The 20077-nt window shown below is 40.1% G+C and carries 18 protein-coding genes; 10 read left to right on the forward strand and 8 right to left on the reverse strand.

What is annotated here, in order from left to right:
• Positions 1–37: 37 nt before the first annotated feature.
• The 3 genes from KX723_RS01545 to guaB all read right to left on the reverse strand — a co-directional run bounded on the left by KX723_RS01545 (position 38) and on the right by guaB (position 4430).
• A complete protein-coding gene (locus KX723_RS01545; RefSeq protein WP_218814359.1) occupies positions 38–1114 on the reverse strand; it encodes an AI-2E family transporter in 1077 nt (358 codons plus the stop codon).
• Between the two features lie 207 nt (positions 1115–1321).
• Positions 1322–2884 (reverse strand): glutamine-hydrolyzing GMP synthase, encoded by a 1563-nt coding sequence (guaA, locus tag KX723_RS01550; RefSeq protein ID WP_218814360.1) that lies wholly within the window; start codon positions 2882–2884, stop codon positions 1322–1324.
• A gap of 82 nt (positions 2885–2966) precedes the next feature.
• The gene (guaB, locus tag KX723_RS01555; protein WP_218814361.1) at positions 2967–4430 is read right to left on the reverse strand and encodes an IMP dehydrogenase; all 1464 of its coding nucleotides are present in this window, start codon (positions 4428–4430) and stop codon (positions 2967–2969) included.
• Positions 4431–4795: 365 nt separating this feature from the next.
• Here guaB and KX723_RS01560 point away from each other — a divergent pair, with 365 nt between their 5' ends.
• The 8 genes from KX723_RS01560 (at position 4796) to der (ending at position 12598) form a co-directional block, all read left to right on the forward strand.
• A complete protein-coding gene (locus KX723_RS01560) occupies positions 4796–5596 on the forward strand; it encodes a glycerophosphodiester phosphodiesterase family protein (RefSeq protein WP_218814362.1) in 801 nt (266 codons plus the stop codon).
• Between the two features lie 150 nt (positions 5597–5746).
• Entirely contained in the window at positions 5747–6175 is a 429-nt protein-coding gene (gene ndk / locus KX723_RS01565; protein ID WP_218814363.1) for a nucleoside-diphosphate kinase, read from the forward strand.
• A gap of 3 nt (positions 6176–6178) precedes the next feature.
• A complete protein-coding gene (gene rlmN / locus KX723_RS01570) occupies positions 6179–7294 on the forward strand; it encodes a dual-specificity RNA methyltransferase RlmN (protein WP_218814364.1) in 1116 nt (371 codons plus the stop codon).
• A gap of 73 nt (positions 7295–7367) precedes the next feature.
• Entirely contained in the window at positions 7368–8156 is a 789-nt protein-coding gene (gene pilW, locus KX723_RS01575) for a type IV pilus biogenesis/stability protein PilW (RefSeq protein WP_218814365.1), read from the forward strand.
• A 2-nt stretch (positions 8157–8158) separates the two neighbouring features.
• A complete protein-coding gene (gene hisS, locus KX723_RS01580) occupies positions 8159–9436 on the forward strand; it encodes a histidine--tRNA ligase (protein ID WP_218814366.1) in 1278 nt (425 codons plus the stop codon).
• Positions 9433–10068: a YfgM family protein gene (locus tag KX723_RS01585; protein ID WP_218814367.1), complete on the forward strand. Its 636-nt coding sequence runs from the start codon at positions 9433–9435 to the stop codon at positions 10066–10068. Before hisS ends, KX723_RS01585 begins: the two co-directional genes overlap by 4 nt.
• Before the next feature lie 29 nt (positions 10069–10097).
• Positions 10098–11255 carry an outer membrane protein assembly factor BamB gene (gene bamB / locus KX723_RS01590; protein ID WP_218814368.1) on the forward strand — a complete coding sequence of 386 codons (1158 nt, stop codon included), beginning with the start codon at positions 10098–10100 and terminating at the stop codon, positions 11253–11255.
• The gene (der, locus tag KX723_RS01595; RefSeq protein WP_218814369.1) at positions 11252–12598 is read left to right on the forward strand and encodes a ribosome biogenesis GTPase Der; all 1347 of its coding nucleotides are present in this window, start codon (positions 11252–11254) and stop codon (positions 12596–12598) included. Before bamB ends, der begins: the two co-directional genes overlap by 4 nt.
• A 71-nt stretch (positions 12599–12669) precedes the next feature.
• On the opposite strand, the gene KX723_RS01600 is transcribed toward der, so the two are convergent.
• The gene (locus KX723_RS01600) at positions 12670–13470 is read right to left on the reverse strand and encodes a Dam family site-specific DNA-(adenine-N6)-methyltransferase (protein ID WP_218814370.1); all 801 of its coding nucleotides are present in this window, start codon (positions 13468–13470) and stop codon (positions 12670–12672) included.
• 205 nt (positions 13471–13675) lie between these two features.
• Between KX723_RS01600 and KX723_RS01605 the strand changes: the two genes are divergently transcribed.
• Positions 13676–15865, forward strand: a complete 2190-nt coding sequence (locus KX723_RS01605; RefSeq protein WP_218814371.1) for a hypothetical protein — start codon at positions 13676–13678, stop codon at positions 15863–15865.
• On the opposite strand, the gene KX723_RS01610 is transcribed toward KX723_RS01605, so the two are convergent.
• From KX723_RS01610 to hisC, 3 genes are all read right to left on the reverse strand, one after another.
• A complete protein-coding gene (locus KX723_RS01610; protein ID WP_218814372.1) occupies positions 15830–16630 on the reverse strand; it encodes a class I SAM-dependent methyltransferase in 801 nt (266 codons plus the stop codon). The genes KX723_RS01605 and KX723_RS01610 overlap by 36 nt on opposite strands.
• Complete coding sequence (locus tag KX723_RS01615; RefSeq protein ID WP_218814373.1) at positions 16627–17184, reverse strand: class I SAM-dependent methyltransferase; 558 nt, start codon at positions 17182–17184, stop codon at positions 16627–16629. The genes KX723_RS01610 and KX723_RS01615 overlap by 4 nt, the downstream gene beginning before the upstream one ends.
• Before the next feature lie 99 nt (positions 17185–17283).
• Positions 17284–18336: a histidinol-phosphate transaminase gene (gene hisC, locus KX723_RS01620; RefSeq protein WP_218814374.1), complete on the reverse strand. Its 1053-nt coding sequence runs from the start codon at positions 18334–18336 to the stop codon at positions 17284–17286.
• A 121-nt stretch (positions 18337–18457) separates the two neighbouring features.
• Between hisC and KX723_RS01625 the strand changes: the two genes are divergently transcribed.
• Positions 18458–19249, forward strand: coding sequence for a type III pantothenate kinase (locus KX723_RS01625; protein WP_218814375.1), 792 nt, complete (start codon positions 18458–18460; stop codon positions 19247–19249).
• A gap of 19 nt (positions 19250–19268) precedes the next feature.
• Here KX723_RS01625 and KX723_RS01630 read toward each other — a convergent pair whose 3' ends face one another.
• Positions 19269–20030, reverse strand: coding sequence for a YdcF family protein (locus tag KX723_RS01630; RefSeq protein ID WP_218814376.1), 762 nt, complete (start codon positions 20028–20030; stop codon positions 19269–19271).
• Positions 20031–20077: the final 47 nt, after the last annotated feature.

The raw sequence follows: 20077 nt of genomic DNA on the forward strand, positions 1-20077 counted from the left end.
TCGCATTTGGATTTTCGGCAACCTAGCCGAAAATCTATCAGTAATTAAGTTGTTTCGTAGGTACTGGTTTTTTATAAGCCACTGCATTTAGAATTGCTTTCATGACACTTGCTAAAGGAATAGCGAAAAATACTCCCCAAAATCCAAGCAACCCACCAAATATCAATACGGCAATAATAATGGTAACCGGATGTAGATCGACTGCCTCAGAAAATAAGAAGGGCACGAGTACATTGGCATCTAAGGTGATGATGACGGCATAAATAGCAACAAGGTAGGCAAAATGTGCTGACCAGCCCCATTGTAAAAAACCTATAATCAGAACAGGGATGGTGACCATTACCGCACCGATATAAGGGATTATCACTGAAAGGCCCACTAAAACGCTCAATAACATCGCGTACTGCAATCCTAGTAATGCGAATGATAAATAAGTAACAATCCAAACGATCAGCATTTCTAAGGCTTTTCCGCGTACATAATTTCCTGTTTGTGCATACGCTTCTCGCCATACCTGTGAAATTAAACGTCGTCTTTCCGGTAAGTATTGCGTGATCCACGCGATAATCTTTTTCTCATCGATTAAGAAAAAGTAAACTAATAAAGGCACTAATACGAAATAAATAGCAAATGCAATGATGTTCGGAATATAGACTAATGAAGCAGAAAGGATCCACTGTCCAAAATGGGTTAATCCCGATTTAAATTGCAGGATCCAGTCTTGGATTTGTGTTGCTGAAAGGTAGTCGGGATAACGAGAGGGCAAAAATAGTAAAATTTCTTGACCACGCGCGGCCATGTTGGGTAATTCTGCTATCAAATTACTTAGCTGGCGAACGAGCAAAGGCAATAAGCCCACAATGCCTAAAACAACGAGTCCAATAAAACTAATATAAACGCTTAAAACAGCAGCGACTTTAGGTAAGCGAAGTTTTTCTAAGGTGCTAATGGGCCATTGTAGTAAATAAGCGATAACGATACTGACGAGCACCGGCGCTAGAATTTTTCCCAGTACGGCAAATACAACGACAATGAAAATTAAAAATAGCCAAAGAATAGCTAATTCTGGATCAAGAATGTAACGAGATAGCCAGGTTTTAACGAGTTGCAGCATAAACTTATTAACTACGTTGAAGTGGATTAACTTGGAGTCTATTGAACGGATGCGTTAAAGTCAAAGATGGCCCAATTGTAAGCACATAAAGTTATTCGTCATTACGAGCGCGAAGCACGCGGCAATCCAGTGGGAAATCTTACTTTTTCCTGGATGGCCACGGCCTTCGCTTCGGCCTCGCCATGACGAAAGACAACGACCCTGGGGTTACTCCCATTCAATGGTGGCTGGCGGTTTCCCTGATACGTCATAAACAACGCGAGAGATCCCAGCGACTTCGTTTATAATTCGATTAGAAATCGTTTCTAATAAAGCATAGGGAAGATGTGCCCATCGTGCGGTCATGAAATCAATGGTTTCTATGGCGCGTATTGCGATAATTGGCGCATATTGTCGCGCATCTCCAATAACACCTACGGATTTAACCGGTAAAAACACACAGAAAGCTTGGCTTACTTTATCGTAATGATTGTGTTTTCTGAGTTCTTCTTGAAGAATAACATCGGCCTTACGAACTAAATCAACATTTTTTGGAGTTACTTCGCCTAAAACACGTATCGCTAAACCAGGGCCTGGAAAAGGATGTTTATAGACCAGTTCAGGGGGTAAACCTAATTCCAATCCCAATTCGCAAACTTCATCTTTGAATAATTCGCGTAAGGGTTCTAATAGCCTAAGCTTAAGTGTATCGGGCAAGCCTCCGACATTATGATGAGATTTAATCGCATGCGCTTTTTGTGTGCTAGTGCCAGCCGATTCGATGACATCGGAATAAATAGTACCTTGTGCTAACCAGGCTATATCTGCATGTTTAGTAGATTCTGTTTCAAATATTTCTACAAACAGATTACCGATTGCTTTGCGTTTTTCTTCAGGATCAGTGATGCCAACTAATGCTTTTAAAAAGCGATCCGAGGCATCTATTTTTACAACTGAGATATTCATATCATCAGCTAATGCCTGAATAGCAGAATCTTTATCGGTGGTCCGTAATAAACCCGTGTTTACAAAGACACAGAGTAGCTGTTTGCCAATGGCTTTATGTAATAGGGCTGCAAGAACGGTGGAGTCTACGCCACCTGATAAGGCTAATAATACTTTTTCTTGACCTACTCTTTGTTTTATTTCAGCGACTTCATGTTCTAAAATGTTATGCGCTGTCCAACTCGGGCGGCAATCACAGATTTTGTCGACGAATCGCTTTAAGATTTCTTCCCCTTGCTGGGTATGGGTTACTTCGGGATGAAACTGTAAGCCATAAAAATTTCGTTTAGGGTCTGCCATGCCAGCGATAGGTGTATTAGGCGTATTGAGTACGACAATAAACTCAGGCGGTACTTGCTCAACGTGATCGCCATGACTCATCCAAACATCAAGGTAAGGATTTCCCTCTTTATCCGTAATCCCTTTCAATAATTCGGTGGGTTCTGTAATTTGAGCATGCGCATAACCAAATTCACGGTGTGAACAGGCGACTACATTTCCTCCAAGTTGTTCGGCCATGGTTTGCATGCCATAACAAATACCTAAAACGGGGCAACCCAGCTCAAAAACTATTTTGGGCGCACGTGGGGTTGATTCTAAAGTAACCGTCTCAGGCCCGCCTGATAAAATAATACCTTTAGGAGAAAAGGCTTTAATTTCTGATTCAGGCATATCGTAAGGATGAATTTCACAGTAAACGTGTTGTTCACGAATACGTCGTGCAATAAGTGGGGTGTATTGGGAGCCGAAATCGAGGATAAGAATACGTTCTTTGGGGATGGTCATGGTAATACGCTCCGCTTTTTATTTAAAGTAAGAAATAGAATCATGGAAAAAATTTTGGGCTTATTTTATTCGTTAACAAATTTCAATCTTCTTTGAAATAGTTAGGTGCCTCTTTTGTAATACTGACATTATGGACATGGCTTTCGCGCATACCCGCGCTGGTTAGTTTTATAAACTGCGCTTGTTTGTGTAGCTCCGCGATATTTTTACTTCCTGTGTATCCCATGCCTGCTCGTACACCTCCTAATAAATTATGGATAACGGTTTGCAAAGGGCCTTTATAGGGGATTCTACCCTCTATCCCTTCAGGAACCAATTTACTTGATTCGATGTTAGCTTGAAAATAACGATCAGAAGAACCTTGTTGCATTGCACCTAAAGAGCCCATACCTCTATAGGTTTTATAGGGTCGGCCTTGGTATAATTCTATTTCCCCAGGTGCTTCTTCAGTGCCTGCAAATAAACTACCGATCATCACGACATGAGCGCCGGCAGCCAGTGCTTTACAAAGATCGCCGGAATAACGGATTCCGCCATCGGCAATGATGGAAACCGCTTGGCCTTTTAGCGCGTTAGCGACTTCCATGATGGCCGTAACCTGAGGAACACCAACACCTGTTACGATGCGTGTTGTGCAAATAGAGCCCGGACCTACACCGACTTTGACAGCATCGGCACCGGCTTTGGCTAAGGCTTCTGCGGCGGCGGCGGTTGCAATATTGCCGGCGATAAGGGGCATTTCAGGATACTCTTTTTTTAAGAAACGCACTGTTTCAATCACGGTTTGTGAATGTCCGTGCGCCGTATCAACACAAAGAATATCAACCCCGGCTTCTATTAGGACACGGGCACGTTCTTTTGTATCAGAACCTACACCTATCGCTGCACCGACACGGAGTTGACCTTGTTTATCTTTACTCGCCAATGGCTTTTCTTTAGATTTTTGTAGGTCTTTCGCAGTGACCAGTCCATAGCAATGAAATCCCTCATCAACCAGTAGGATTTTTTCTAAGCGATGTTGATGCAGTAAATTTATAATTTCATCCGCGGATGCTTGTGCTTTTGCAGTGATTAATCGCTCTTTTGGCGTCATGATAGACGATACAGGGAGCTCTAAATTTTTTTCAAATCGGCTATCGCGGTGGGTGACGATCCCAACAAGCTGTTTGTCTTTAGTGACGACGGGTATGCCAGAGATAAAATGAGCCGCCATTAATGTTAATAGCTCTCGTATGCTGGCTTCAGGCTCTATAGTAATAGGGTTTCTTACAATCCCACTTTCGAAATTTTTTACTTTCCTGACTTCGCTGGCTTGTATTTCAGGCGGCATGTTTTTGTGTAGGATTCCTAATCCGCCTTCCTGCGCCAAGGCAATGGCAAGCTTTGCTTCTGTTACAGTGTCCATTGCCGCTGAAATCAAAGGGCCTTTTAGGCTAATGGTGGGGGTTAATTGCGTAATAAGGGAGACGTCTTTAGGCAACGCTTCTGAATGATTGGGAAGTAGTAATATGTCGTCAAAGGTTAATCCTTCTGGAATCACTTTCATAAAATAATAGCGGCCATAAAAATTTGTTAAAAGGTACCTTATAGCGCTCTATAAAGTCTAGTAGCGGAAGAATATAAGGGGCAGTGAAAGATAAATAGCGGGTGAGTTTATTATCTTTTTTTATTTAGCTATTTAAGGGTTAGTTTAGCACAGGGATATATTCAAAAAGGTATTTTTTTAGGTTTTGTGGCAATACCTATTCACTAAAAGTCGGTTTTTTTGTCTGATAGTGGGATTGTTTTTTGAAACGGGTTCTCTAATAAAGCGCAAAAAGTTAGTATTTTTAGAGTTAACATGCTATAAACCAATAACCCGTTGTATATTATATTGATAGATAAATCTATCTATTAGATATAGAGATTTCTATGTTTCCAAATTATCAGGCTAATAGTAAACCACTGGTTATTGCCCAGCGAGGAGGCGCTGGTTTATGGCCTGAAAACACCTTGTTTGCGTTGCAGGAGGCAGCAAAAGCAGGGGCCGATTTAAGTGAAATTGATATTCATATGACGCGCGATGGGGTCCTAGTCGTCATTCATGATGCATCTGTGGATCGTACCACGAACGCAAAAGGTCTCGTACAAGAGCTGACATTAGCAGAGATAAAACGTTTAGATGCGGGCTATCAATGGACAAATGATGGGGGGCATACCTTCCCTTTTAGGAGACAAGGCATCACGATTCCTTCTTTAAATGAAATTTTTACTGCTTTTCCTAGGCAGGTCATTAGCTTAGAGATAAAGCAAACAGACCCACCTATTGTCGCTGCTTTGAGAGAGACGATTAATCGCCATGGTAAATCGAAGCAGGTATTGGTTTCTGCTTTTGATGCGCGGACGATGAAAGTTTTTCGTAGGCTTTGTCCTAAGATTGCCAACGCAGCGTCTGATCCTGAAATCCATCGTTTCTCAAGGCTGAGTCGAGCCTATTTAGAGCGGTTTTCTTCAATCAAGGCTACTGCTTTTGAAGTGCCTGTTGAGGCTGTAACCGCGCACTTTGTAAAGGCGGCACATAAAAAAAACAAGCGTGTTGACGTTTGGACGGTTAATGAAGTTGAAGAGATGGAGCGATTATTAGCTTTGGGAGTGGATGGTATTTTAACGGATTACCCCGATCGGCTAATCAATGTGTTACGAACGAATAAACCACCTGAAATTTATGTTTAATTTCCCCTGTTTATAGCCTGCCTTATTGAGTCGGACTTAGCTTCCTTTTTGATGGGTTTGCGCCGCTAAACGGTACTATCGTGCGCTCATTAAGTCTGTATAATACCCTTGAAATTTACAATTTAGATGCATAGAACAATAGGTAGATATATGAGAATACAAAGAACACTTTCCATCATTAAGCCCGATGCGGTTAAAGCTAATAAGATTGGCGCAATCATCATGCGTTTTGAAGAGGCGGGTTTACGGGTTATTGCCGCAAAAATGGAAAAATTAACGCTTAAACAAGCACAAGACTTTTATGCGGTCCATAAAGACAGACCTTTTTTTAATGATCTGGTCGCCTTTATTTGTTCGGGTCCCGTTATGATTCAAGTGTTAGAAGGCCCTGATGCTATCCTATTAAATCGCTCTCTGATGGGTGCTACCGACCCGAAACAAGCGGCGGCGGGTACTATTCGCGCTGATTTTGCAGAAAGCATCGATAAAAATGCGGTTCATGGCTCAGATAGCAGCGAAACAGCTAAGCAGGAAATAGCCTTTTTCTTCACAGAGGCACAATGCTTTAGCCGAGAATAGTTTATGCAAGCAATAACAAACCTGTTAGATCTTAATCGTGAAGCGATGCAGGTTTTTTTTAGTGAATTAGGTGAAAAGCCCTATCGAGCACAGCAAGTGATGCAGTGGATTCATCAGCGCGGTGTGAAAGACATTGATGCGATGAGTAATCTTAGCGTTAGTTTACGTGAGCGTTTAAAGTCCATTACGTCAATTGAATTACCCGAAGTAGTTCTGGATCAATTATCTGAAGACGGAACACGAAAGTGGTTATTAAGATTAAAAGACAATAACTGTATTGAAACTGTTTTTATTCCTGAAGCGAACCGCGGAACATTATGTGTTTCTTCTCAAGTAGGTTGTGCGCTGAATTGTAGTTTTTGTTCGACGGCGCAACAAGGATTTAGTCGTAATTTAACGGTGGCACAAATTATAGGGCAAGTATGGATTGCTGTACGTTATTTGGCAGGGGAATCATTACGTCATGATCATAGTGTGAGTAATATTGTGATGATGGGAATGGGAGAGCCGTTGTTAAATTTTGAAAACGTTGTTTCGGCAATGGATATGATGATGGATGATTTTGCTTATGGGTTTTCTAAACGTCGCGTGACCTTAAGTACCTCCGGCATTGTACCCGCATTGCAAAAATTATCTGAAGTAAGTGAGGTTGCACTGGCTGTTTCCTTACATGCACCGAATGATGAGTTAAGAAATCAGTTGGTTCCTATTAATAAAAAATACCCTTTAAAGGAATTACTGGCTGTTTGCCGTGATTATTTTAAAGGAGACAGTCGCCGTCGTATTACAATGGAGTATGTTATGTTGGACGGCATCAATGATCAGATAGAACATGCGCGCCAATTAGCTAAGATTTTGCAGGGAATTCCTGTGAAGGTGAATTTAATTCCCTTTAATCCTTTTCCGAATACACGTTATCGTCGTTCACCGCAGATAACGATTGATAGATTTAGAGATTACTTACTTAAAGCAGGGCTTAATACCATTACTCGAAAAACACGCGGTGAGGATATTGATGCAGCTTGCGGTCAGCTTGTGGGGCGTGTGCAGGATAAGAGTCATCGTAGTCGTCAACACAAAATTATTCCTGCCGTTGTTGCGCTGTCTGCCGTTAGTTAGAATAGTTGTTACTTTTATTCTGGCTAAGGGTCAGGGTTTCTATTCGCAAATATAAAAGGAGAGAACACTACCGATGTTAAAGAAAATTATTATAATAGGTTTAATTATAAACATGACGGCGTGTAGTATTTTCTCTCGTTCGTCTATTCCTAGCACGGGCCCACAAGCTTCCAATGCTAATGTACAACTTGGCTTAGCTTATTTGCAAAGTGGCGATATGCAGCGCGCTAAGCAAAAATTATTATTAGCTGAGCAACAGGCGCCCGCGTCGACGGAAAGCCAAGCTGCAATGGGATACTTTTTAGAATCGACCGGTAGTTTCTCTCAAGCAGAAGCGTATTATCGTAAAGCGGTAACGCTTAATCCGAAATCGGGGGCTGCACAAAATAACTATGGTACTTTTTTATGTCGTCGGGGACGTTATGCGGAGTCCGACCAGCATTTTTTATTAGCTTTGCAAGATCCCAGTTATCTTAATACCGCTCAAGTTTATGAAAATGCGGGTTTATGTGCGATGCAAATACCTGATACAAACAAAGCAGGTACTTATTTTACACAGGCAATAACACAGGATCCGAAACGTGCGATGTCTTGGCTAGAATTAGGCCGAATAAGCTATCAGCAAAAAAATTATCCGCAAGCACAGCAGTATTTGGAGCAATATATGCAATTAATCAAGGACCCAACCCCTAATGCTTTATGGTTAGGCGCTGTTTTAGCACGTGCTTTAGGCAATGAAGCAGAAGCAGGACGCTATACTTTAATGTTGCAAACAAGGTTTCCTAGTTCCGATGCTTATAAAGCATTAATGAAAACCCCCAAACTAAAAACTAAACAACAAAAGAAACAACTTTATTACTGATTATGCTTAATAAAATCCAGGCAATTCGTGGCATCAATGATATTCTGCCTGAGCAGATTGCTGCTTGGCAGAAGCTAGAAGCAACATTACGTATGCTGACTAGGCAATACGGGTATCAAGAAATCCGTTTACCCATTCTCGAGAAAACAGAGTTGTTTAAACGCTCTATCGGTGATGTAACCGATATTGTCGAGAAAGAAATGTATACTTTTTTGGATCGCAATAATGAAAGCTTATCTTTGCGGCCTGAAGGAACGGTGGGTTGTGTACGAGCGGGTATAGAACACGGCTTACTCTATAACCAAATTCAGCGTTGGTGGTATTTAGGCCCTATGTTTCGGCATGAACGGCCTCAGAAAGGTCGTTATCGCCAATTTCATCAGTTTGGTGTGGAAGTGTTTGGTCTAGCACAGCCCGATATCGATGCAGAAATTATTTTAATGACAGCCCGTTTGTGGGCTGAACTAGGTTTACAAAATCGTTTAAGTTTGCAAATTAATTCTTTAGGTTCAGCCGCGGCACGAGAAGAATATAAGAAAAGCCTGATTGAATACTTAAACCAGCACCAAGATCAGCTGGATGAAGATTCTAAACGTCGTTTACAGACTAATCCTTTACGGATTCTCGATAGTAAAAATCCTGAATTACAGGATTTAATTCAGAAAGCGCCGCAGCTATTAAATTTTCTTGACGAAGAGTCTGATCAGCATTTTACTGAGTTACAAACATTACTTAAAAATGCAGAGATTTGTTTTGTCGTTAATCCCCGCTTAGTTAGGGGTTTAGATTATTACAATAAAACCGTGTTTGAATGGGCTATGACAGAGGCTCAGGGCGCACAAAATACTGTCTGTGCGGGTGGCCGTTATGACGGTTTAGTTGAGCAACTGGGTGGCTATGCGACACCTGCAGTAGGATTTGCGCTTGGTTTAGAGCGCTTAATTGATTTATTACCACCTTTAGATTTATCGGAAGTACAAAATCCAGATATTTACTTTATTAATGCGGGCGCACTTGCAAGACAACAAGGTTTAATTTTGGCAGAGCAGTTACGTAAGGCCTTGCCTAATATGAGTTTAGTATTAGATTGTAGCGGTGCCGGAATAAAATCGCAGTTTAAACGCGCCGATAAAAGTCAGGCGCGTTTTGCTTTGATTTTAGGCGATGATGAAGTAAAGTCCGATACCATTGCTTTTAAAGATTTAAAGCAAAAAAAACCACAAGAGACCTTGAAGCAATCTGAATTAATGCAAAAAATAACCCAGGTACTTAACACGTGAATGAACTGGCAGAGTTAGAACAAGCAGAGCGTATCAAAGGCTGGTGCCGAGAATATGGCCTAGGCATTATGCTGGGGATTATTTTTGCGGTTGTTGCCAGTATAGGCTGGCATTATTGGCAGCAGGCTCGAGAAAATAATGCTGCTAATGCAACCATGGCGTATGAAAGCTTGCTTGCTGCTTCTATGCAAAAAAACAATCTAACTGTCGTTGAGTCTATTGCAAAGGGTTTATTACAGAATTATCCAAAAACACCGTATGCTTCATTGGCTGCTTTGCAATTAGCGAAACAAGCGGTTAATCAGAATAACCTGAACGAGGCTGAAAATAAATTAACGTGGGTTATCCAGCATGGAAAGAGTGAAAGCTTGCGTGCAGTGGCACGTACTCGCTTAGCACGTGTTTTACTTGCAGAAAATCAAGCAGAACGTGCTTTGAAGGTTTTGGATGAAAATGATAATGCTGCTTACCAGCCACTTATTCTTGAAGAAAAGGGTGATATTTTCCGACATTTAGGGAATCTTTCGGGTGCTTTACAAAATTATTTGGCGGCTGAGAAATTATTTTCGGAAAGCGCTATTGAGCAACCACTCTTATCAACGAAGATTAGTAATCTGCTTAAATCAAATTAAATTAAAGTTTTTAATGAGACATGTACGCTATGCCTAAGTTTCGTAATTTAGTTCTATTCTTTTTATTTTTTCTATTGTCTGCTTGTGCAGGCTTAGGTGATGACAATACCCCTCCTCCGGCGGCATTGACTTCTTATGCTTTCCAATTCCAGCCTGTGCTCTTGTGGTCAATAGTAACGGGCGGTGGAATGGATAAAGATTTTTTACGACTAGGGCCCGTGATTAAGGATGGCCAAGTTTTTGTCAGTAATAAGTCAGGGCTTGTAACGGCAGTTACACTGAGTAATGGCCATAAATTATGGCAACCGAATTTAAAACATCCTATCAGCAGTAGTCCGGCTGTTGGCGAAGGTGTTGTCGTTCTTACCAGCATGCAACCACAATTAATTGCTTTAGCAGCAGAAAGTGGTGATTTAATGTGGCGAGCGGCATTGCCTAATCAGGTTTTAGCGCCTCCCATCATCGACCAGGGCCATGTAGTGGTTAAAACAGTGGATGGGAAAGTATTAGCGTTTGCTTTAAAAACCGGACAACCATTATGGGTTTATAACCATGGTGCGCCCACTTTAGTGTTGCGTGCAAGTAGTATGCCAAGGATTATAGGTAATAAGGTATTAATCGGTTTTTCTGATGGAACACTCACCGCATTAAATTTAAAGGATGGAAAGCTTTTATGGGAGCATACGATTGCATATCCTCAGGGCGTAACACAAGCGGATCAACTGGTTGATATTGCAGCCGATCCTCGATTAGACAGTAAAACGATTTATGTTGCCACTTACCAAGGTAAATTAAGCGCGGTTTCCTTACAAACAGGTCAAATACAATGGCAACGACCTTTCTCAAGTTATTCAGGGCTTACTTTAGGGAAAAACTTGTACGTTACGGATAGTGAAGGTGGATTGTGGGCGTTTGATCGTTCAACAGGGCGTATGCTTTGGCACAACCAATTATTGCAGAATAGAGGTTTAACAGCGCCTGTCATCATGGGGAATAGTCTGGTGTTAGGTGATAAAGAAGGTTACCTTCACTGGTTTGCACAAGCAGATGGTCGTCCTTTAGCACGTGTTTTAGTTCATGACAGCGCAAGCATTGCAGCTGCTCCTCGCGTGGCTTCCCCGCTGGTTTGTGTTTTAACTCAGCAGGGTGGATTGTCTGTTTGGACGCAATCGGCAGTACACATATGATAACTACTCCATTGCCCAGTATTGTGATTGTAGGTCGGCCCAATGTAGGGAAGTCCAGTTTATTTAATTGTTTGACGAAGACTCGCCAGGCTTTAGTTGCGGATCTTCCTGGTTTAACACGCGATCGCTTATATGGTCAGGGCGTTGTGGGATCGCAGCCTTATATTGTTGTTGATACAGGTGGATTAAGCACAGGAAAAAAAGAAGGTATTGATGCCTTAATGGAGCAGCAGACACAACGCGCTATCAGCGAGGCTGATTACGTGCTCTTTGTTGTCGATGGGCGTGCTGGTTTAACTGCACTGGATGAACTAATAGCACAACAGTTACGGCGACTTAATAAAAATATCACTTTAGTTATTAACAAGGCTGAAGGTTTAAATCCTGGCTTATTACAAAGTGAGTTTGCTTTATTAGGTTTTGATACCGCTTTTGTTATTTCTGCTGCCCATGCTCAAGGTATTGAAGCGTTGATGGAAAAGGTGTTAGCGCATTTTCCATCACCTATAAAGTTAGCGGATCAAGAACAAAATGAAGAAGAATCACCAACGACAGCAAGAGTTAAAGTTGCCATTATTGGGAAACCTAATGTAGGAAAATCAACATTACTCAACCGTATTTTGGGTGAAGAACGCGTTGTTGTATTTGATATGCCAGGAACTACACGCGATAGTACAGCACATGAATTTAGTTATAGAAATAAATTATATACCTTGATTGATACCGCCGGTATTCGTAGGAAATCGAAAACGGAAGAGGGTGTTGAAAAATTTTCTGTTATAAAAAGTCTACAAGCCATTGAGTCATGTCATGTAGTATTGCTGATAATTGACGCAAGAGAGGGCATCAGTGAACAAGATTTACATCTGTTAGGGTTTATTCTTGAAACAGGCAAAGCATTGATTATCGCAGTTAATAAGTGGGATGGTTTGTCTTCGGAAGAACGTGCGCAAGTCAAAAAAGAATTGGATCGGCGTTTACAGTTTGTTAGTTTTGCAAAGATTATTTTTATTTCTGCCTTGCATGGGACGGGCGTTGGTAATTTATTTACTTTAATTCAGCAGGCATATCGTTCGGCAACACACCCATTAACAACCTCACGGTTAACCCGTTTATTAGAGGAAGCGGTGAGTACGCACCAACCTCCCTTAAGTCGAGGCCGAGCTGTTAAATTACGTTATGCGCATCCAGGCGGCTATAACCCACCTTTTATTCTTATCCATGGACAGCATACGCGTGCCTTACCCGAATCTTATCGGCGTTATCTTGAGAATTTTTATCGTAAGGCTTTGCGTATAGTAGGGAGCCCGATAAAAATCGAATTTAGAGACAAAGACAAATAGTTTTATAACTCTCATCTTTAGAGGGTCACTCCTGCCTATCACTCAAACAAAATATTGAGTTCTACGAGATCTTATTGAAAAATAGCGAGTATCTCTGCTGCTTTTGTTCGTTTCGTTCCTTTACTACTAATATTTCGTTGTACAGATAAAGGTATAAATTTAGCACCTTGGTAAATATCTCGAGTAAATTCAGTATCATGATTAGAAACAATCACTACAATTCCTTGAGAAGCTAAATTTTTTGCTGTATTTGCCAAACTGATCTGTTGTGTTTGGCTGAAGCCATCTGCGGTATAGTGAGTAAAATTAGCGGTTTTAGATAGGCTTACGTAAGGGGGGTCGCAGTAAACAACGTCACCCTGTTTGGCTAACATTAATGTAGTACTAAAATCAGCATGAATAATTTTAGCATTTTTAGCATGTTGATAAAAAAACTGCATTTCTTTTTCAGGGAAATAAGGCGATTTATAATCACTAAAGGGGGTATTAAATTGTCCTTGTCGATTAAATCGTACCAATCCATTAAAGCAATGTTTATTTAAGTAGAGGAATAAGGCGGCTCGAATACGATTTTCTTTGCTATCATTAAATAAACGGCGCAAACGATAGAATTCTTCGGCATTATTGAAACAGGGGTCAAAGAATATTCTGCAATAATTGATAAAGCGTTGCCCTTCTTGTTGTAAATATAAGTACAGCTGAATGAGATCGTGGTTACTATCCGCCAAAAGATAAGCGGGGTAACGTGTATTAAGAAAAACCGCTGCAGAACCAATAAAGGGTTCAATTAAGCGAGCTGCTGTAGGCAAGCACCCCTTTATGTGTTCAATAATACGATATTTATTTCCAGCCCATTTCAGAAAAGATTTCATAAGATAATATTTTAGAAATTTTAGCCGCTAGTATAGATTGAATTAATTTAAGCTGCTTAAGAGTTTTTTATTGTATGTCAGTGATCTATCGGTAAAATTTTTGAAAAATTAATATATACTAAAATGTAAGTTTAAAATTGGCAGGGTCTTATCCCATGAGGTGTTGAGATGGAAGTTAGGACCTTTTTTCACTGAGGTGCTTTTTATGTTTAGAGATCCCTTTTTTATAAAGCACTGGTCCCAGGTGCTTAGTAACCATCCTTCTAAACAGTTTGAACAATCTCTAGGCCCGGTACAGCGGGTGTTGGGTAATTATTGTGGCCCGGTTGACCAATTTGTTGCTACACCCTTCGCTAATGCTAAGGCACTGGAAGAGGCTTCTGGCTCTAATATTGTTGAGGCTATCAATCACAGCCGTTATGCAAAAGTTTGGTATGGTTCTTTGGTTGGAGTTGGACTCCTAGCATTATTAATAGGCCATGTTGTATCAGTTTACCGCGCTCTGCGCAATGATGAAAAGAAAAGCCATTTTTTTTATTTTAGACGCTTACTTCAATCTGATACAAATAACAAAATTAAAAATATTATGGGAGAGGATGGAATTGATTATGAGATATTAAACGCGGCGGCATATTTTTATTCTCCGGGCATTCCCAGGCTAGTATGTTGGAAGCGTCGTTTTTTTTGTTGGGGTAAGCGGCGCAAAGAGTATGCTGACTTAAAGGATTATTTAACTAAGGAAGGGTTAGCTCGTAAAAAAACAGAAAAAGAAATACTGGATAGTATTTTTATAGAAACGATAGACAAGTTGGTTAAATTTTTAAATAAAAAAACAAGCGCTTCAGATCTATCTGAAAAGTTTCAGCGGAAGGAAGGTTCTTACTTAATTGGTTTTTCCGAAGAATATTCGAAAGTATTTTTTCCTGAGAAAATTGCTCTTCCTGAAAAATCTAAAGAAAATGTAAGTTTGGGTCAATCTATTTTAGGGGCAATTGAAGAGGCCAGTTTTTTTTATTGGATTTGTATGTTTGCTTTTTATTTTGCACCAACAGTAGGGTTGATTGCCGGCGTTCCATTAGCCTTGGCATTATCTTTTCTTACTATAAGATGTGTTTACGTTACGTATGCTTCTAAAAAAGATTTTGTTAATAAACAGATACGTTTGCTAAATAATAAAGAGGCAGATGATCTAGAGGTAGTAATTCTTAAAAGAAAGTATGAAAGCGATGATGTTGAATTGAAAAAACAAGAGATTTTTGTAAACGATAAGGTAGCGCATATTGCTGGGATCACGTCTTTTCAAGATTCAAAATTACGCAAGGATTTATGGAAAGTACTGGGTCATCGCCGTTTTATGAAGGCTGTTGCTATAGTAAATGGGTTTATCAGTGGATGCTTTGCACCTTTTTTTGGCATTTGGTTATTTACTGATTTGTTTAAAGTACTGGCATGGCTTGCTATCGGGGGTGTAGTAGTAGCGCCTGCTACAGTACCCATTACAGCGCCAATTGTTTTTATGGTAATAGCTAGTGTTACTCTAGTGTTGGGGGTGAGTTACGGGATTAAAAAAGCTATCGAAGCAGCTAAGGAGCAGGATGAGAAATATGAAAAATTAGAAAACGAGGTGCAGAAGCTGGAAAGATTTCCAGAGCATAAAACGGAAGTATTGAATGTAGGGTCACATGATTATGATCGTGTTCTTCGACGCTTTAGCCTAGAGCAGCCAAGATGGACACAGGGTAAAAAATTTTTAAACCGATCGTGGGTTGTTATCAGTCGCTTAGGCACAGGCAGCCTAGTGTTTCGTCTTGTAATATGGGGAAGTGTAACGGCTTTTATGAGCACTTCAGCCATAGCGGCTGCAGCACCTATCACAATTCCATTTATCATTGGTTCCGCAGTGATTTTTGCCGTGTGGCATGTTTGTGCTTATAATGTTGAAAAGCAATACAAGAAAGCAGTAAATATTATAAATCATTTTTATTCAGCAAGGATGGTGGCCGTAAAAGAAATGATTTATAAAAAGGCATCGCCTGATAAAAAAGAAGAGCGACGCACTGAGCCATTTGCCAGCCCTAAGTTACTTTCTATCTCAAAGAGTGAAATATGTCTTACTGATCAGAATATAGATAGCGCAGATCTAAAAAAACGCCATGCTAATGATTCGGGTGGTGCATCGCCTGATGCGGCAACAATAACTAAGATAAGCTTTAATAATCCTCAAAAAGAAGAGGGGAGGAAAGCGTCTGGTTCTAAGTCGCCGAGTTTGAATTGCCCGCTAAAAAAAGCTGAGCTCGGAAGTTCTTTACAACACCTTAATTTTCAAGAGAGTGAAAATAACGTGAAATCTTCTTCAGATTTAAATTCCAACGCTATGGCACGTCATCGGCGTTAAATAAATATCAAAGCGCAGTTTTTTTCCAAAAATACTGTGTTGTGGTTTTAATTCTGATAAAAAGGGCGCTGATCGTGCTCTTTTTACAATGACACGTTTACGTGCATGTGTCAGAGCCAAAGGCAATAGTGTTTGCGAATCGGTGTCATCCCCCACGATTTGGCGAAGAAAGCGCATTTCTTTTTTTACTAAAGCAGATTTGGTTGAATGTGGGTACATGGGATCTAAATAGATAATATCAGGTAATTTTTCTGTATCCATCTGGCTTAGGTATGTTTTTGCCTCTGAATGAATGAGTTGTATATTGCAGGCCGAGTAGCTTTTATAACTTAAAGCACGATCTAATCCATCCTGTAATAAAGCGGCGATAATAGGTGAACGTTCTAATAAGGTGGCTGTAAATCCCAATTGCGCGAAAATGAAACCATCTTTTCCTAATCCTGCAGTGAGATCTAAAATACTCGCTTTTGGAGGTGTTTTAGATCCTATTGCTTTGGCAAGTAATTGTTTTTGACCTTGTACATGTCGTAATCGATAACCTATGCTGCCTTTCAAAAAATCAATTTGTAAGTTGCCCCAATCTTTTTGTTCAATATTTTTTAACATTAACTCTTTTTCAGAGAGTACTAAAACAAAAGAAAATTTTTCTTGTTGAGAGCTATCTATATAAGGCAGAAAATATTGCTTTGCTAGGTTTTGTGCCGCTAGCTGTTGTTGAGGTTCAGAGGCAGTGACAGCAATAAAGCCTTTCTTAATGGAAGTCATTGGCCGCAAAAAACATCAATACGGGCAGGCGGTAAATTTTGCCATACCCATTGATTGTGAATAAGCTTTAGATTTGAAGAAGGGGTTAAGGTTTTTCCCCATAGACTATAGGTATATTGTATAAATATACCTCCTTTCTTCAAAATCTGATTCACCTCCTGGCCTATCTTTTTTATGGTATCGGATGGTAAAGAGCGTAAGGGTAAGCTAGATACAATGGCTTGCACAGGGCTTGAAGCATGCTTGCTAAGTAATTGATGTAAATGGGCTGCATCACCTTGAATAATGCTTAAACCTGGAAAACGATCAGCCAGATATTTAGCTAGTTTAGCTGACCGCTCAATGGCAATAAGTTGATGTTCAGGTTTTTTTTGATGTAAAAGAGCAGCCGTAATAGCACCAGTTCCCGCGTCTAATTCAATGATGAGGCCCGGACTATTGGGGGGTATTTGCTGTGCCAAAGCATTTGCTAGCTTTTTGGAGCTAGGAAAGAGCGCGCCTACGGTGTTGGGGTGCGTAATTGCTTCGCGTAGAAATAGGGCAAGCCCTGTCATTATTTTTTTCCTTTCTAAGTTTTTATCGTTTTATTGTGAGTTTAAAGGAAAAAAATAAGCTTAGATACCCTTTGTTTCAATTGCACGATGATGGCCCTCTTAGGGTTGCTGGGATAGGATTTTATAAAGTGCTTCTAGAAGCTGTTGATTTTGGTTTTTCAAGCCAATAGAGATACGTAAATGGTTGGGTAGCTCATAATCATGTAAAGGTCTTACGTATATGCCATCATTTATAAGTTGCTTATAAATAGCTGAGCTATCCTTCTGTACGTTTACGCAAATGAAGTTGGTATGGGAGGGAATCGCGTCAAGCGATAGCTTTTTTAAGCCTTCCATGAGCTGTTTGCGAGCTTGCTGATTTGCCTCAAGGCTTAAAATTTCATGTGTGTGGTCATATAGCGAGGCCTGTGCGGCGGCTAAAGCAATAGAATTAACTGAAAATGCTAAACATAGGCTGTTTAAATACGTTGCGATGTTGGGATGGCTAATGAGATAACCCAAGCGTAATCCTGCTAAGCCATAGAATTTAGAGAAGGTTCTACTAATTATCAAATTGGGGTAGGCAGATAAGAGTTTGATTGTGTTGGGATAATCCGAGGCCTCAACATATTCAGCATACGCTTCATCGATAACGGTAAATATATGCGAAGGTAGCTGTTCTAATAAGTAATTTAAATCAAGAGCGTTGATATAAGTCCCCGTAGGGTTGTTAGGATTTACAATAAAAATTATTTTTGTAGTGGGTTCAACAGCCGCTAGAATGTGTTCAGCAGTCGTATATTGGTACGTATTCGTAGCGATTCTAAGTTGTGCGCCCGTGCGCTGAATAATTTTTTTGATGCCTATAAAAGAATAGTTTGTTAATACCGCAGAATTTTTTGTTGTTAAATAGGTGTTGCCTAGCAATTCTAATAATCCTTCTGAGCCATTCCCAAGCGTAAGAAAGTCGGGAGAGATGCCTAAATGCGCCGCTAAACTTATTTTTAAAGCGGATCCATGACTATCGGGGTAGCGGTGACAGTTTAATAGTGCTTGTTGAGCGGCTTTTATTGCTAATGGGCTGGGCCCTAATGGGTTTTCATTGTGATCGAGTCTAATTGGCCCTGTTTTCGTTTTATCGGGGTAAGATCTTTTCTGAAGAGTGATTGTCATGATGAGGGTATTCTAAGTATAGTAGGGTACTATTTCTAGTACTTTAGACTTCTTTAGATATCGCGCGGCTCCTATTTAACTAATTTGGTACGTTAGCGACGAGCGGGCATATAGGTGATTCATGTTATTATGTTTGGATGTAGGCAATACGCATATGTTAGGTGGGGTCTTTGAGAAGGGACCAAGAAAAGACAAACCTATTTTTCGGTTTCGATATGCTACGTCTTTACTGGGAAGTGCCGATCAGTTTGGTATCTTTTTGATTAGTATTCTTAAGGTTCATGGTCTTAACCCTACGGAAATAGAAGCAGTTGCTTTATCGTCCGTTGTCCCCAATTATGATTATACATTAAGGCATTGTTTTGCTCAGTATTTTAAAAAAGCACAATGTTTTCTATTACAGCCAGGGATTAAAACAGGGTTAAATATTCGCTGTAAAAATCCAAATGAGGTAGGTGCTGATCGAATCGCCAATGCAATTGGCGCCATTGCGCTTTTTCCTGAAAAGCCACTGATTGTCGTTGATATGGGAACAGCAACAACATTATGTGCTATTAGAGCAAATCGTGATTATTTAGGTGGTGCTATTCTGCCTGGTATGAGGCTTTGCATGGAAGCTTTAAAAAATAATACCGCTAAGCTTATGGCGGTCAATATAGAAGAGCCGGTTTCTTATATAGGTAAGACCACACGGGAGAGTATACAAAGTGGGCTTTATTATGGGCATCTGGGTGCGCTGAAAGAGCTTATTTTAGGGTTTAAAAAAGAAGTTTTTTCTGGGAAAAAAGTAAAAGTGATTGGCACAGGCGGCTTTTCGCAACTTTATGAAGGAAAAGAATTGTTTGATATTCTCATTCCAGAGTTAGTTTTGCTTGGCCTAAAAAAAGCCTTTGAATATACCTCTGACCATTAAAAATAGAGAACCCCCTCGTTCAACTATTTTTATTGGTAATGGTTTTCTTCTCGTCCCATCCAAGAAAGTTATAAATATAAAATTGGGCAATTCCAATTACTTCATGAACAGCAAAATCATTGATAGCGAGATTATAGGCTAATGGAAATTTAGTGAAAGGAATCGTAATAAAATCTGATGGAATAGGAGTAGGATGAACCTTAAAATAAGAAAAATACAATAGTGCCCGTCTTAGGGTTAACCCTGAGCTGATGAGTAATATTTGTTCACTAGGCTGTTGTTCTAATAAAGCACTGATAAATTTGGCATTTTGGAAAGTATTTTTACTATCTGGTTCTAATTGAATATCAGTGTCCTTGATACCTAAACTTATTAATGTCTCTCTATAAGTCGCCGCCTCGGTTTTTCCATTATGTTGCGGATCTCCGCCGCTGATTAGAATGTGGCAGTGCGATGAATTAATTTTGCAATTGTGATACCACATAGCCGCAGTTGTAATGCGTGAAAAAGACATTAAACTAGGTTTTGTCTCGCCTGATCCAGCTGGTTTGCTAGTACCCGCCCCTAAAACGATAATGGTGTTACTTTTTTTCCATTTGATAGCCTGGGGTTCTTTGTATATTTGTAAGGATTTTAATAAGTAAAATGGAATAAAACCATTCCCTGTTAGTAGAAAAGTAACTAAGGTAATTAAGCCGATTAAGAAGCTTAGTTTTTTATAGCAGAATGCTCCAGAAAGGATGCTAAGCAATAAAAGTAGAAAAATAAGTAACGTAGACATTAAATTTCCCTCTTAATTGCAAGCGATAAGGTAAAGATATATCAATC

The sequence above is a fragment of the Rickettsiella endosymbiont of Dermanyssus gallinae genome (assembly GCF_019285595.1).
In the GTDB taxonomy this organism is placed as follows: Bacteria; Pseudomonadota; Gammaproteobacteria; order Diplorickettsiales; family Diplorickettsiaceae; genus Rickettsiella_B.

Excerpts from the sequence above, each read along its gene's own strand:
- der (WP_218814369.1), top strand. The coding sequence starts at position 11,252 with ATGATAACTACTCCATTGCCCAGTATTGTGATTGTAGGTCGGCCCAAT.
- KX723_RS01625 (WP_218814375.1), top strand. The coding sequence starts at position 18,458 with ATGTTATTATGTTTGGATGTAGGCAATACGCATATGTTAGGTGGGGTC.
- KX723_RS01560 (WP_218814362.1), top strand. The coding sequence starts at position 4,796 with ATGTTTCCAAATTATCAGGCTAATAGTAAACCACTGGTTATTGCCCAG.
- hisC (WP_218814374.1), bottom strand. The coding sequence starts at position 18,336 with ATGACAATCACTCTTCAGAAAAGATCTTACCCCGATAAAACGAAAACA.
- KX723_RS01605 (WP_218814371.1), top strand. The coding sequence starts at position 13,676 with ATGTTTAGAGATCCCTTTTTTATAAAGCACTGGTCCCAGGTGCTTAGT.
- guaA (WP_218814360.1), bottom strand. The coding sequence starts at position 2,884 with ATGACCATCCCCAAAGAACGTATTCTTATCCTCGATTTCGGCTCCCAA.
- bamB (WP_218814368.1), top strand. The coding sequence starts at position 10,098 with ATGCCTAAGTTTCGTAATTTAGTTCTATTCTTTTTATTTTTTCTATTG.
- KX723_RS01615 (WP_218814373.1), bottom strand. The coding sequence starts at position 17,184 with ATGACAGGGCTTGCCCTATTTCTACGCGAAGCAATTACGCACCCCAAC.
- guaB (WP_218814361.1), bottom strand. The coding sequence starts at position 4,430 with ATGAAAGTGATTCCAGAAGGATTAACCTTTGACGACATATTACTACTT.
- KX723_RS01630 (WP_218814376.1), bottom strand. The coding sequence starts at position 20,030 with ATGTCTACGTTACTTATTTTTCTACTTTTATTGCTTAGCATCCTTTCT.
- hisS (WP_218814366.1), top strand. The coding sequence starts at position 8,159 with ATGCTTAATAAAATCCAGGCAATTCGTGGCATCAATGATATTCTGCCT.
- KX723_RS01600 (WP_218814370.1), bottom strand. The coding sequence starts at position 13,470 with ATGAAATCTTTTCTGAAATGGGCTGGAAATAAATATCGTATTATTGAA.
- rlmN (WP_218814364.1), top strand. The coding sequence starts at position 6,179 with ATGCAAGCAATAACAAACCTGTTAGATCTTAATCGTGAAGCGATGCAG.
- KX723_RS01545 (WP_218814359.1), bottom strand. The coding sequence starts at position 1,114 with ATGCTGCAACTCGTTAAAACCTGGCTATCTCGTTACATTCTTGATCCA.
- pilW (WP_218814365.1), top strand. The coding sequence starts at position 7,368 with ATGTTAAAGAAAATTATTATAATAGGTTTAATTATAAACATGACGGCG.
- KX723_RS01610 (WP_218814372.1), bottom strand. The coding sequence starts at position 16,630 with ATGACTTCCATTAAGAAAGGCTTTATTGCTGTCACTGCCTCTGAACCT.
- ndk (WP_218814363.1), top strand. The coding sequence starts at position 5,747 with ATGAGAATACAAAGAACACTTTCCATCATTAAGCCCGATGCGGTTAAA.